Raw genomic sequence first — 13324 nt, forward strand, 5'->3', positions numbered from 1 at the left:
GATAGTCGTGTGGATGCAGCCATGAATGCCGCCATGCAATGCGACTATTTCGACAGGGGTGCGTGCCGCTCATGCACCTTGATGGGCACGCCTTACGATGTCCAGCTCGCGGCCAAGATGGCGCATGCGCGCGAAGTTCTTGCTGCCTGGCCCGACGCTGTCTGGCTGCCGCCCATGACCAGTGCGTCCCACGGTTTTCGCAACCGGGCCAAGATGGTTGTCGGCGGCACGTCGGACAACCCGACACTCGGCATTCTCGATTCCACCCAGCATGGCGTCGATCTCACCGGCTGCGGCATCCTTTCTGCTGGGCTGCGAGCGGCCTTCGCGCCGATCACCGCCTTCATTTCTCGCGCCCGCATCACCCCCTATGACATCCCCGCCCGCCGCGGGGAACTCAAGCATGTGCTGCTGACCCAATCTCCCGATGGCGATCTGATGCTGCGGTTCGTGCTGCGATCCACCGAGGCGCTCGGCCGCATCCGCAAGCACTTGCCCGCTCTCCTGACCGACCTGCCGCAACTTGCGGTCGTCACCGCCAACCTGCTGCCCGAGCACAAGGCCGTGCTTGAGGGCGACGAAGAGATATTGCTCAGCGGCGGCGAGTCCCTCGCCATGCGCCTTGGCAGTCTGGTGCTGCATCTGCGGCCTGCCAGCTTCTTTCAGACCAATACCGAGGTCGCGGCGGGTCTCTATGCGCAGGCGAAGGCGTGGATCGACGAAGTCGCGCCCCGGTCCGTCTGGGACTTGTATTGCGGCGTCGGCGGTTTCGCTCTCCATGTTGCCGCGCCGGGTCGTCGAATCCACGGGGTCGAGGTGAGCGCACCGGCCGTCGAGTCGGCCCGGCTGAGCGCGTCAGAAGCGGGACTGGCGGATGTCACCTTTGCCGTGGGCGATGCGACGGCACTCTCCGCCGGTGACATCCCCGACGCGATCATCGTCAACCCGCCGCGCCGTGGCCTCGGCGACAGGCTATGCGCAGTGCTTGAGGCATCGGGCGTCCCGACGATCATCTATTCGAGCTGCAATGCCACGACGCTCGCCCAGGACATCGCCGCCATGCCCGCCTACGCCCCACAGCGTATCCGCCTGTTCGACATGTTCCCGCAGACTGACCATTCCGAAGTCATGGTGCTGCTCACCCGCCGCTGACGCCGGAACAACACGGCCATGCGGTCCTGCCAAATAATACATGACAATTTAAATCACCTTTTGTATGGAGGGCAATCTCTACGCAGAAGGTGACCCATGTCGATACGCTCGCTTGTCCTCTCCGCCGTCATTGGCCTGGCCATGGCAGTTGCCGCTCAGGCGCAGTCCTTTCCCGTCACCATCACCCATGCCTATGGCGAGACGACGATTCCGGCCAAGCCGCAGCGCATCGTCACCTGGGGCTGGGCTGCCCAGGATGCCGTGATCGCTTTGGGCGAGGTGCCCGTGGGCATTCCCCATTTCAGCTATGGCGGCGACGAGAATGGCGCGCTCGCCTGGACCAAGGAGGCAGTGACCGCCCTGGGCGAGGATTTTCCGGCCATCCTGCCAGAGGGCTTCGATGCTCCGGTGGAAGCCATTGCCGCGCTGCAGCCCGACCTCATCATCGCCGTCTATTCCGGCCTGGCCGAGGAAGAATACGCGGTGCTGAACGGCATTGCCCCGGTCGTGGCCTTTCCCGAAAGCGCCTGGAGCACACCCTGGCAGCAGACCATCATCATCACCGGCGAGGCCATGGGCAAGAAGGCCGAGGCCGAGGCCTTGGTAGCCGAACTCGAACAGTTCATGGCCGATGAAACGGCAAAATACCCAGAGGTCGCAGGCGCCAGTTTCGCCGCCATCGCCGAATATAGTGGCGAAGTGGCGGTCTATGCCGATCTGGACAGCCGGGTGAAATTCCTGGTCGATGCCGGTCTGGTTTCGGCGCCCAGCGTCAGTGAACTCGCCCAGGGCGAAAGCTTCTACTTTTCACTCAGTTTCGAGACCTTCGAGCAGCTGACCGCTGATGTGCTGGTTTCCTATTTCGAGACCCCCGAGGCCGATGCCGCATTCTTCGCCAATCCCGTTATCGCCCTTCACCCGCAGGTCCAGCAGGGGGCAGTCGCCCATGTCGTCGGCGCCGAATTGATCAATGCCATCTCACCCCCCAGCGCCCTGTCGCTGAAATGGGGCTATCCCCAATACATCAAGCGGATCGCCGACGCGGTCAGAGCCGGTCAGAACTAAGAACACACAACTGGAAGCAGACTATGTTGAAGATTTCGTCCGCCATTATCCTTGCGTCACTAACCCTTCTCGTGCCCGCATTTGCCGTCGATACCTTCCCGGTGACCATCGAGCATGCGCTGGGCACCACCACCATCGAAACCAAACCCGCCCGGGTTGTGACCTGGGGCTGGTCTGCCCAGGACATTGTCATCGACCTGGGCATCGAGCCGGTCGGCATGCCATTTTTCGCCTATGGCGGCGGAGATGATGGCGTCCTGCCCTGGACCGAGGCTGCGCTGGCCGAAAAGGGCATGACCCTGCCCAACGTTCTGCCCAATACGCCCGAAGTGCCGCTCGAGGCCATTGCCGCGCTCCAGCCCGACGTGATCATCGCGCCCTATTCGGGCCTGTCCGAGGATGAATATGCGACCCTGAGCAATATTGCTCCGGTTGTCGCCTATCCCGAAAAGCCCTGGTTTGCCGGCTGGCAGGAGGTCGTCACCCTGACCGGCAAGGCGCTGGGTCTGTCGGCCGAGGCCGACGCGCTGGTTGCCGAAACCATGGACTGGATGATTGCCGAGCGCGATCTCTATCCCGAGATCGAAGGCACGGTCTTTGCCAATGTCGTCAACCGCAATGATGGCCAGGTCTCGGTGCGTATCGAAGGCGATCCGCGCGTGCAGCTCTTTGCCGATATCGGCATGGTGCCCGCTGGCGAAGCGCCGGGTGGCTCGCTGGTCGATACCAAGATCGCCTACCTGCTCAGCTATGAGAATTTCGACCAGATTCCCGCCGAGATGCTCCTGAGCTTCTTCTCCAACCAGCAATCGGCCGACGACTTTTTCGCTATGGAGCTCATCCAGCTCTCGCCGCTGGTCAAGTCTCAGGCCTACACCAACCTTGTGGGTGACGAACTGACCATGGCGGTCAGCGGCGCTATCACGCCAGCCTCGCTGCGCTGGGGCTTCCCCAAGGTAATCGCCGAGGTGGGGCGGGCCGCAGCAGCCGCCAGGTCGGAATAGCGCAGTTTGGGCCGTTCATGCCATCGGCCCATTTTTCCTATAACAACTCCTATTGACGGCTAGGCGAATTCCTATGCACATGTCGCCCACCATGAGCGATATCCAGTCATTCCGCCAAGCCGTCGAATCCTTCATCTCCGCAAGGGGTTGGACGCCCACCCGTTTCGGCCGCATCGTTGCGGGCGATCCGCTGTTCGTGTTTGACCTGCGCGACGGCCGCGAGCCCCGCACGGAGACGCGGGCGCGGATCATGAAGGCGATGGCCGAATTCGGCGACGCCGACCGGCAGGCGCCTTTGCGGGTTGGCGTGGCAGGCCTCGGCAATGTCGGCGCGACGCTGGTGCGCATTCTCCAGAAAGATGGCGCTGAGCTGACGCGAAAACTGGGGCGGCAGCTTGAGGTTGTCGCTGTTGCCGCGCGCTCGCGTTCCCGAGACCGCGGCATTGATATTTCAGGGCTTGAGTGGTTCGACGATCCCGTGGCTCTGGCCAAGTGGGATGGTATCGACCTCTTCGTGGAACTGATCGGCGGCGAGGATGGTCCTGCCTTTGCAGCGGTGAAGGCGGCGCTCGAGATCGGGCGTCCGGTTGTCACCGCAAACAAGGCACTGCTGGCCAAGCACGGGGTCACCCTGGCGCGACTGGCCGAGGAATCCGGCGCCCAGCTCGGTTTCGAGGCCGCCGTGGCCGGCGGCATCCCCGTCATCAAGACCCTGCGCGAGGGCCTGGGTTCGGCCCGCATTGCCAAGGTGTTCGGCATCATGAACGGCACCTGCAACTACATCCTGACGCGGATGGGCAATGAGGGCATTTCCTTTGCCGATTGCCTGAGGGACGCGCAGGCGCTTGGCTATGCGGAGGCGGACCCGACCTTCGACGTCGAAGGCTTCGACACCGCCCACAAACTCTCCATCCTCGCCACGCTATGCTTCGGCTACGAGATCGCGCCGGACAAGATGCGGGTGGAAGGCATTTCCAACATCACCCAGCACGATATCCAGGTGGCGGCCGATCTTGGCTACAAGATCAAGCTGCTCGGCATTGCCGAGCGCACCGATGGCGGCATCGAGCAGCGCGTCCATCCCACCTTCGTGCCCAAGGGCAGCGCCATTGCCGGGGTCGATGGGGTCATGAACGCCGTGGCGCTCGAGACCGACCATGTGCACGAACTGCTGCTGGCCGGCCCCGGCGCTGGTGGACCGCCCACCGCATCCTCCGTCCTGTCCGATATCCTCGACATCGCCCGCGGCACCCGCGTGCCGCCATTGGGTGTCCCTAGTGACGAGTTGCTGCCCTATCGCGAGGCGCCGCACCGTGCCCATGAGGGCGGTTTCTACATTCGCCTCAGCGCCAAGGATGTGCCTGGCGCGCTCGCGGCCATCGCAACCCGCATGGGGGAAAAGTCGATTTCCATCGACAGCGTCATCCAGCGGTCGGATTTGAGTGCCAAGGCAGTGGCGCCCGACGGGTCGCCAACCCGGACCGTGGTGATGATTACTCAACAGACTTTGGAATCATCGGTGCGCGAAGCGCTTGCGCAGATCGCTGCTGATGGGTTCATAGTCGGCGAACCACAACTGATCCGTATCGAAAAGCTCTGACCATCTGCAGGGCTTCGGGGGGAACCATGAAGCTCAGCAAGGTCGAAGACAGCAAGCACCCGGCCAATCTGCATCGCACGCTCACCCTCGAAATGGTGCGCGTCACCGAGCGCGCGGCCATCGCCGCCGCCGAATGGCGGGGCAAGGGCAACGAGAAGGCTGCCGACGAGGCCGCCGTTGCGGCCATGAAGTCCGAGCTGGACCGCGTGGCCATCTCCGGGCGCATCGTCATCGGCGAGGGTGAAGAATTCGAATGCGACGAGCTCTATGTCGGGCAGGCGGTGGGCGAGGGGCAGGGGCCTGAGGTCGACATCGCCGTCGACCCGCTTGAAGGCGTCACGCTCTGCGCCAAGAACCAGCCCGATTCGCTTGTGGTGCTGGCCATGGCCGAGCGCGGCGGCCTGCTCAATGTCGGCCGCAACGTCTATATGCACAAGATCGCCATCGGTGCTGAATACCCGCCCGACACCGTGAACATCGAGTGGTCGGCAACCGAGAACGTCAAGGCGCTGGCGGCAGCCAAGGGCGTTCCGATCTCCGAGATCACCGCCATCGTCCTGGATCGGCCACGACACGGGGGACTGCTCGAAGAGCTGCGCACCGCCGGCGTCTCGGTCAAGCTGCTCAGCGATGGCGACATTGCGGGGGTCATCCACGCCGTGAACAGCGCCGACACCGGCGTCGACATCTATCTCGGCTCTGGTGGCGCCCCCGAGGGCGTGCTGGCCGCTGCCGCCCTGCGCTGCATCGGCGGACAGATGCAGGGCAAGCTGATCCTCGATACGCCCGACAAGCGCCTGCGCGCCCGGGAAATGGGCATCGAGGACCCCAATCGCATCTATGACGTGACCGAACTGGCCGCCGGAGACGTGCTGTTTTCGGCCACGGGCATCACCGACGGATCGCTTGTCGAAGGCGTGCGGCTGCGGCGCGGCTGGGTCGAAACCTCGACGGTCGTCATGCGGAGCTGGAGCCAGACGACGCGCTGGATCAGGGCGCGGCACGCACGCTGAGGAACGTACTGGATCTCCCTTGGACGGAAAGAGGGATCGCATGAAGCGCGACCCGGGAGAGGGGTATGGGCTACCCAGGAGCGGAGCCTGAGCACTTAAGACGTCTCTGATGCCCTCATCCGGTGCTATGCGCGACCTGATCACGCAAGGGGAGAAGGGAATGGGCCCCTTCCCCCGGCATCCAAAATCCCATAACCCTCACCCATGCCCGAAAGCCCGCGCCCCTTTCTCGATATTACCAGTTCGGTCACCGGCCGTGCCTGGGTGGATCGGCTGGATGCCGCCGCGGCCCGCAATGCCACCGCAATCGGCCAGCGCACCGGCATTCCCGACATTCTGGCGCGCATCATGGCGGCGCGCGGCGTGGCCATCGAAGATGCTCAGTCCTACCTGGAGCCTTCGATCCGCAACCTCATGCCGGATCCATCGACGCTGACCGCCATGGATGACCTGGCCGAGCGTCTGGCCAGGGCCATCACGGACAATGAGTCCATCGCCCTGTTTGGGGACTATGACGTTGACGGCGCCTGTTCATGCGCCCTGATGACCCGCTATCTCCGTCACTTCGGCCTTGAGCCCCAGGTGCACATTCCCGACCGCATTTTTGAAGGCTATGGCCCGAACATTGCGGCGATGGACAAGCTGGTAGAGGCCGGTGCGAGCCTCATTGTCACCCTCGATTGCGGCACCACCAGCGACGGCCCGATCGCCCACGCGCGCGGGCGCGGCGCCGATGTGCTGGTCATCGATCACCACCTTTCCGATCACGAGCTGCCGCCCGCCACGGCACTGGTCAATCCAAACCGCCTCGACGACATTTCTGGGCTGGGCTATCTCTGTGCTGCTGGCGTCACCTTCATGGTGCTGGTGGCGGTCAACCGCGTCCTGCGCAACCGCGGCGATACTGGCCTGCCGGACCTGCTGAAACTGCTCGACCTGGTCGCCCTGGCAACCGTGTGCGACGTGGTGCCCCTTACCGGTCTCAATCGTGCCTTCGTGGTGCGCGGCCTCGAAGTGGCGCGGCGCGGAGACAAGCCCGGCCTGGCTGCGTTGGCGTTGGCGGCCCGCGCCTCGGGTCCGCTCAACCCCTATCACCTGGGCTTTCTTATCGGCCCCCGCATTAATGCTGGCGGCCGGATTGGCGACGCGGCCCTCGGCACGCGGCTGCTGGCCCTCGACGACGAGCACCAGGCCATGGTCATCGCCGCCCAGCTCGACGAACTCAATGGCGAGCGTCAACGTATCGAGGTTGAGGCCGTCGAAGAGGCCACGGCAACGGCGGAAGCAGAAATCGGAGGAGGCGAGGGGCCCCCGGTGCTGGTATTGGCCTCGGCCAAATGGCATCCAGGCGTTGTCGGCCTTGTTGCCGCAAGGTTGCGCGAACGCTTCGAGCGCCCAAGCTTTGCCATCGCTCTCAATCCTGATGGCGGCGGAACCGGCTCCGGCCGCTCGATGCCCGGTGTGGACCTGGGCCGGGCGGTCATCGAGGCGGTGGAATCGGGTCTTGTGCCCAAGGGTGGCGGGCACGCCATGGCGGCAGGCGTCAGCTTGCGGCCCGGTGAGCTTGGCGCGTTCCGCGCCTTCCTGGCGGAAAGACTCGGTCCCAGTGTCAACGCCGCCCGGGCCACTTCCGCGCTCAAGATCGATGCGGCGCTGACAGCGCGCGGGGCAACGGTCGACCTGCTGCATGGTCTGGAAAAGGCCGGTCCCTTTGGTGCCGGCAATCCGTCCCCGGTCTTCGCCTTCCCGGCGCATCGCGCGCGCTTTCCGCAGATCGTCGGCAAGGGGGGGCACATCAGCTTCACCCTCTCCTCCGATGATGGTGCCAGGCTCAAGGCCATTGCCTTCCGGGCCGCCGGCACGGCCCTGGGAGACGTGCTGATGCGCGACGGCGACCAGCCCCTGCATCTGGCGGGCGGCCTTTCACTGGACCACTACCAAGGGCGGGAACAGGCCCAGTTCCGACTCATCGACATTGCGCGTCCGCCCCGCTGAGCGACTTTTTTCGATCCGGACGGTCCGGCCTCGCGTAGTCCCCTTGCAGCGGCGAAGCGCAGGCCGTTGCGGATGAGGCGGCTTGCATATCTGCTTGTGACGGCTAAACTATCCTGCGGTGTCAGGCGGGCGACGTCCGCCCTCCGACACTTCTGACGCTGAGCATTCGGCGACGGGCAATCTGCCCTGCCGCCCTTATTCGCGATAGTTGGACCAAGCGGCAAAATGACAAAAACAGCCGTCGAACAGACACGAACCGGCGCTTCTGCGTGGACGCATTTCACCTCCTGGCTGGTGGAGCAGGTGGGGGTGTCCCTCATCGGCAATCCACGCCACGGCTCGCTCACCGTCATCTTCCCCAACGGGCGGACGCGTACGGTGGGGCAGGGAAATGCCGGCGAGCATGCAACGCTGCGCCTCAACAATTTTAAGGTCATTTCCGAGGCCATGCAGCGCGGCACGGTTGGCTTCGCTGCGGCCTATATGAATGGCGACATTGAATCGGATGACCTGACGGCGCTCTTCCGCTTCTTCCTGCAAAATCGCGACATGTTCGACAGCGCCAACAAGGGCTTCTTCGGGAAGGCCGCGGGCGACGTCCATTATCACTTGTCGCGTCGCAACACGCTCGAAGGCTCGAAGAAGAACATTGCCGAGCACTATGACCTCGGCAATGATTTCTATGGTCAGTGGCTTGATCCTTCGATGACTTATTCATCGGCGGTCTTCACCTCCGGGGACCAGTCTCTCGAGGAGGCGCAACTGGCCAAGTATCGGCGCGTCGCCGACATGGCCGGCATCACGGAAGGCTCCAGCGTCCTGGAGATCGGCTGTGGCTGGGGCGGATTCGCCGAGACCGTTGCCCGGGATTACAAGGCCAATCTGCGCGGCATCACGCTGTCTGCCGAGCAGCTCAAGTTCGGCCTGGAGCGCCTGGCCCGGCAGGGCCTGGACAAACACGCCACCCTGGTTTTCGAGGATTATCGGCATACAGAGGGGCAATTCGACCATATCGGCTCCATCGAGATGATCGAGGCCGTCGGTGAAGACAACTGGCCGAGCTATTTCCAGACCCTGCATGATCGCCTCAAGCCCGGCGGCACGGCCGCCATTCAGGCCATCACCATCCGGGAGAGCGATTTCGAACACTACCGCTCCGGCCCCGACTTCATCCAGCGCTACATCTTCCCCGGCGGCATGCTGCTCACCAAGACCGTAATGAAGCAGTTCGGCGAGCGCTATGGGCTCGTGCTCGAACAGGTGGAAACCTTCGGCCTCTCATACGCCCGCACCCTTCGCCTCTGGCGCGAACGTTTCCTCGAACGCTGGCCGATGATCGCGCCCCTCGGTTATGACGAGCACTTCAAGCGCAAATGGGTCTATTACCTCTCCTATTGCGAGGCCGGTTTTGCCGAAGGCTCCATCGATGTCGGCATCTATCAGTACCGGCGGCCGATCTGAGCTTCGGAGGAAAACGCATATAACATGACTTGACCAGTCACCTTATCAGGTCTAGGGAACGGGCAGTTCTCAAAACCTGTAAGGGTTTGTCATGTTTCGATTCCTCGTGCTCGCAATTGGCCTTTTCGGGCTCGGTACGCTGCCCGGCCTTGCCCAGGGCTGGAGCTATGTTGGCGGCGACGGAAAGACCGTGACACTCGACGCAGTCCCTGTGCGCATCCTTGCCAGCCAGGACGCGGCGGCAGGCCTGATCCCATTGGGCATCCGCCCGGTTGGCATCTATGCCGACAGTGCGGTGGCTGACGCAAAGGCCCTGCAGGGGCTCGACCTCACCGGCATCGAGATCATCGGCCAGGCCTGGGGCGAAGTGGATATCGAAAAGGCGGCGGCGCTCCAGCCCGATTTGATCGTGGCCGAGTTCTGGCCAATGGAAACCACCTGGTCAGGTGGCAATGACGTGGTTGCGGCCTTGTCCCCGCTCGCGCCGATTACCGGCCCCGAACAGGGCGCCTCGATTCTGACGCTGATCGAGGACTACGAGACCCTGGCGGCAAGCCTCGGGGCGGATCTGACGGCCCCCGCGATTGCCGCCGAAAAATCCAGGTTCGGGGCCTCGCTCGCCAACTTCAAGTCCGCCCTTGCCGCTAGGCCCGGCCTTACCGCGCTGGCCGTTTGGGCGGGCACCGACGCCCTCTATGTCGCTTCGACACAGGGAGCCTCGGAACTGATGGATTTCGCCGGCTGGGGCCTCAACCTCATCGATCCGGAAGTTGCCGATGATCGAGGCTACTGGGAAACCCTCTCATGGGAAAACGCGGACAAATACCAGCCCGACCTGATCCTCGTGGATAATCGCTCTGCCGCCACTATGGAGACAGCAAAGGCACAGCCGACCTGGACACTGATGAAGGCGGCGGCGGCCGGACAGGTGACCGACTGGCCGGCTTTCTGGCTGCGCAATTACGCGGCCTATGCCACCGCACTCGACGGCCTGGCGGCAGCCATCACGGCGGCCGATCCCGATCTCGTCCCCTGACCTGGCCATGGGCGGGCCTTCAACCATGCGCGCGCGCCGGGCGGCGCGGCTCGCCCTGGGTCTTCTGGCCCTGTGTGGTGCTCTCGTCGCCATCGTCGTCTTGTCCCTTGCAACTGGTGCCCGGGCGATACCCATCGAAGCCGTCTGGGCGGCGCTGACCGCCTTTGACCCCACCTCGAGCGAACACCGGATCATTTGGGATCTGCGCCTGCCGCGCACTGTGACCGGCGTCATGGTGGGCGCAGCCCTCGGCCTGGCCGGTGCGGTGCTGCAAGGCGCGACCCGCAATCCGCTTGCCGACCCGTCCATCCTCGGCATCCATGCCGGCGCGTCGCTCGCCGTGGTGCTGGGCGTGGCCCTGTTGGGCATGACGCAGTTGACGAGCTATGTCTGGCTGGCCTTTACCGGGGCAGGGGCGGCAATGTTGGTCGTCTATTCGGTCGCGTCCCTGGGGCGCGACGGAGCAACGCCGGTCAAGCTGGCGCTGGCTGGTGCCGCAATAACTGCGGTGTTGCATGCCATCATCAACGCCATGCTGCTCACCAGCCCCCGCACGCTCGACGAGGTCCGGTTCTGGCAGGTCGGTTCGCTCTCTGGGCGCACCCTCGACATCGTCATCCAGGTTGCTCCCTTTCTTGCGCTCGGCACGGTGCTGGCACTGGGATCGGCCCGTCTTCTCGACGGTCTATCCCTGGGCGACGACGTGGCCCGATCCCTGGGGCAACGTATCGGCCTCTCGCGTGGCCTGGCGGCCCTCGCTGCGGTCATCCTGGCAGGCGCCAGCACGGCCGCGGCCGGTCCCATCGCCTTTGTAGGTCTCACCGTGCCCCATGTGGCGCGCGCCATCACCGGTCCCGGCTATCGCTGGATATTGCCTTATTCCATGCTGCTGGCGCCCATCCTGCTGCTTGGCGCCGACATTGTGGGCCGCATTATCGCCCCGCCCGGCGAAGTGCAGGTGGGAATCGTCACCGCCTTTCTGGGCGCACCATTCTTCATCGCCCTGGTCCGGCGCCGCAAACTGGCCGCCCTATGATCGCAGTTACCGGCCCCACTGCTGTTGCATCTGTGCGTCGCGCCGCGGCAATGCACCGCCGACGGGTCGCGGCCGGTCTTGCCGGCGCGCTCCTGGCGTCCTTTGCGCTGGCACTCTATTTCGGCGACTATCCCGTAGGCCTGCCCGAAATCGTCCGGTCGCTGCTCTCGCCCATCACCGGGCATGCCGACAAGGGTGTCGACTTCATCGTGCTGCAGGTGCGCCTGCCGCGCGCCATCTTGGCGGTCCTGTCCGGTGCCGCCTTCGCGCTATCCGGAATCACTTTTCAAACTCTTCTGCGTAACCCATTGGCCAGTCCCGATATAATCGGGATCGCCCACGGCGCCAGCGCCGCCGCGGTGTTCTGCATTATCGTGCTGGGCTGGTCGGGCCTTGCCGTGTCGTTCGGCGCCTTCGCTGGTGCGTTGCTGACTGCGCTGGCCATCTATCTGCTGGCCTGGCGCGGGGGCATAAACGCGTTTCGTGTCGTGCTGATCGGCATCGGCGTGGCCGCCATGCTGGTAGCCGCGATCTCCTACCTGTTCACGCGCGCCCGCCTCAATGAGGTGCAGCAGGCCATGGCGTGGTTGGTGGGGAGCCTTAATGCGTCGCGGCCGGGCGATGTGCTGGTCCTGGGGGCCGCCATGCTGGTCCTTGTGCCGTTGATGGCGACCTTCATCCGTGGTCTCGATGCCATAGAGTTGGGCGACGACACCGCCCGTGCACTGGGCGCCAGGGTGGAGTTGGCGCGGCTGGGACTGATGCTGGTGGCTGTGGGGCTGGCGGCCTTCGCCACGGCCGCTGTCGGCCCGGTTGGCTTCGTGGCCTTCGTCTCCGGCCCGTTGGCCCGCAACCTGCTCAGGGGCGCCGGGCGTGGCTTTCTGCACGCCGCACTGGTGGGATCGCTGGTCATGCTGGTGTCCGATCTCGTCGCCCAGCATTCACTGCCCTCTGTCCAACTGCCGGTGGGCGTCGTCACCGGGGCCTGCGGTGCCCTGTTCCTGCTCTGGCTGCTGGTGGCGTCGGGCCGATCCGGCCGCGTGAACTGATCAAAGAGTGCTGACCATGTCCACAAATCACCAATTGCTTGCTGCCGGCCTCGACCTCGCCTATGGCGAGCGCCAGATCGTTTCGGCGCTGGATCTGAGCCTGCCGCCCGGCAAGCTGACGATCATTGTCGGCGCCAATGCCTGCGGCAAGTCCACCCTGCTGCGCGGTCTGGCAAGGCTGCTGACGCCGGCCAGGGGGGCCGTCTACCTCGATGGCAGGCCCATTCACCAATTACCCACGCGCGATGTGGCAACTGTCCTGGGCGTGCTGCCGCAGAGTCCCGTCGCCCCCGAGGCGATTACCGTTACCGATCTGGTGGGGCGCGGCCGCTACCCGCACCAGTGCTGGTTCCGGCGCTGGACACCGGCCGATGATGACGCCGTCGAAGACGCACTGGCGGCGACGGACACCGCAGATCTCGCCGATCGCCCCGTCGATGAACTCTCGGGCGGGCAGCGTCAGCGGGTCTGGATCGCCATGGCGCTCGCACAGCAGACCGACCTGCTGCTGCTCGACGAACCCACTACCTTCCTGGATATCAACCACCAGGTCGAAGTTCTCGACCTTCTCACCGATCTGGTGAAGCATCGGGGCCGCACCGTTATCGTGGTGCTGCATGACCTCAATCTCGCCTGCCGCTACGCCGACCACATCGTTGCCATGAAGGCCGGGCGGATCGTCGCCGAAGGCCGCCCGGCAGAGGTCGTGACCGAGGCCGTGGTGGCAGAGGTGTTCGGCATGTCCTCCCGCATCCTGCTCGACCCGGTTTCCCACACGCCGATGATCGTCCCGATTGGACGACACCACGTCGAGCCGACAAGCGCCTGATGGCGCCGGACCACGCTCGGTCTGGCACTATGGGTGTCGAGGCAAAACCATGGAGAAAACCGCGGAGTGGCGCGGTCAAGTCGT

11 protein-coding genes are annotated in these 13324 nt (G+C 64.4%); all 11 read left to right on the top strand.

What is annotated here, in order from left to right; genetic code table 11:
- Positions 1–21 precede the first annotated feature (21 nt).
- The 11 genes from rlmC to K1X15_RS06650 all read left to right on the top strand — a co-directional run bounded on the left by rlmC (position 22) and on the right by K1X15_RS06650 (position 13240).
- Positions 22–1152 carry a 23S rRNA (uracil(747)-C(5))-methyltransferase RlmC gene (gene rlmC, locus K1X15_RS06600; RefSeq protein WP_220306702.1) on the top strand — a complete coding sequence of 377 codons (1131 nt, stop codon included), beginning with the start codon at positions 22–24 and terminating at the stop codon, positions 1150–1152.
- A gap of 96 nt (positions 1153–1248) precedes the next feature.
- Positions 1249–2217 (top strand): ABC transporter substrate-binding protein, encoded by a 969-nt coding sequence (locus K1X15_RS06605; RefSeq protein WP_220306703.1) that lies wholly within the window; start codon positions 1249–1251, stop codon positions 2215–2217.
- Between the two features lie 23 nt (positions 2218–2240).
- Entirely contained in the window at positions 2241–3221 is a 981-nt protein-coding gene (locus K1X15_RS06610) for an ABC transporter substrate-binding protein (protein WP_220306704.1), read from the top strand.
- A 259-nt stretch (positions 3222–3480) separates the two neighbouring features.
- On the top strand, positions 3481–4821 hold the full coding sequence (locus K1X15_RS06615) for a homoserine dehydrogenase (RefSeq protein WP_240549741.1): 1341 nt from the start codon (positions 3481–3483) through the stop codon (positions 4819–4821).
- A gap of 26 nt (positions 4822–4847) precedes the next feature.
- On the top strand, positions 4848–5834 hold the full coding sequence (gene glpX / locus K1X15_RS06620) for a class II fructose-bisphosphatase (protein WP_220306705.1): 987 nt from the start codon (positions 4848–4850) through the stop codon (positions 5832–5834).
- A gap of 204 nt (positions 5835–6038) precedes the next feature.
- Positions 6039–7829: a single-stranded-DNA-specific exonuclease RecJ gene (recJ, locus tag K1X15_RS06625; protein WP_220306706.1), complete on the top strand. Its 1791-nt coding sequence runs from the start codon at positions 6039–6041 to the stop codon at positions 7827–7829.
- A 225-nt stretch (positions 7830–8054) separates the two neighbouring features.
- Positions 8055–9290: an SAM-dependent methyltransferase gene (locus K1X15_RS06630; protein ID WP_220306707.1), complete on the top strand. Its 1236-nt coding sequence runs from the start codon at positions 8055–8057 to the stop codon at positions 9288–9290.
- A 91-nt stretch (positions 9291–9381) separates the two neighbouring features.
- On the top strand, positions 9382–10326 hold the full coding sequence (locus tag K1X15_RS06635; protein ID WP_220306708.1) for an ABC transporter substrate-binding protein: 945 nt from the start codon (positions 9382–9384) through the stop codon (positions 10324–10326).
- A 25-nt stretch (positions 10327–10351) separates the two neighbouring features.
- A complete protein-coding gene (locus tag K1X15_RS06640; protein WP_240549678.1) occupies positions 10352–11362 on the top strand; it encodes a FecCD family ABC transporter permease in 1011 nt (336 codons plus the stop codon).
- A 50-nt stretch (positions 11363–11412) separates the two neighbouring features.
- Positions 11413–12411 (top strand): FecCD family ABC transporter permease, encoded by a 999-nt coding sequence (locus K1X15_RS06645; protein ID WP_220306710.1) that lies wholly within the window; start codon positions 11413–11415, stop codon positions 12409–12411.
- A gap of 16 nt (positions 12412–12427) precedes the next feature.
- Complete coding sequence (locus K1X15_RS06650; protein ID WP_220306711.1) at positions 12428–13240, top strand: ABC transporter ATP-binding protein; 813 nt, start codon at positions 12428–12430, stop codon at positions 13238–13240.
- The last annotated feature ends 84 nt before the right edge of the window (positions 13241–13324 follow it).

It is taken from the genome of Devosia salina (genome assembly GCF_019504385.1).
Classification (GTDB): Bacteria; Pseudomonadota; Alphaproteobacteria; order Rhizobiales; family Devosiaceae; genus Devosia; species Devosia salina.

Bases quoted from the DNA above. Each gene is read 5' to 3' on its own strand.
- rlmC (WP_220306702.1), top strand. From the start codon at position 22: ATGAATGCCGCCATGCAATGCGACTATTTCGACAGGGGTGCGTGCCGC.
- K1X15_RS06605 (WP_220306703.1), top strand. From the start codon at position 1,249: ATGTCGATACGCTCGCTTGTCCTCTCCGCCGTCATTGGCCTGGCCATG.
- K1X15_RS06610 (WP_220306704.1), top strand. From the start codon at position 2,241: ATGTTGAAGATTTCGTCCGCCATTATCCTTGCGTCACTAACCCTTCTC.
- K1X15_RS06615 (WP_240549741.1), top strand. From the start codon at position 3,481: ATGGCCGAATTCGGCGACGCCGACCGGCAGGCGCCTTTGCGGGTTGGC.
- glpX (WP_220306705.1), top strand. From the start codon at position 4,848: ATGAAGCTCAGCAAGGTCGAAGACAGCAAGCACCCGGCCAATCTGCAT.
- recJ (WP_220306706.1), top strand. From the start codon at position 6,039: ATGCCCGAAAGCCCGCGCCCCTTTCTCGATATTACCAGTTCGGTCACC.
- K1X15_RS06630 (WP_220306707.1), top strand. From the start codon at position 8,055: ATGACAAAAACAGCCGTCGAACAGACACGAACCGGCGCTTCTGCGTGG.
- K1X15_RS06635 (WP_220306708.1), top strand. From the start codon at position 9,382: ATGTTTCGATTCCTCGTGCTCGCAATTGGCCTTTTCGGGCTCGGTACG.
- K1X15_RS06640 (WP_240549678.1), top strand. From the start codon at position 10,352: ATGCGCGCGCGCCGGGCGGCGCGGCTCGCCCTGGGTCTTCTGGCCCTG.
- K1X15_RS06645 (WP_220306710.1), top strand. From the start codon at position 11,413: ATGCACCGCCGACGGGTCGCGGCCGGTCTTGCCGGCGCGCTCCTGGCG.
- K1X15_RS06650 (WP_220306711.1), top strand. From the start codon at position 12,428: ATGTCCACAAATCACCAATTGCTTGCTGCCGGCCTCGACCTCGCCTAT.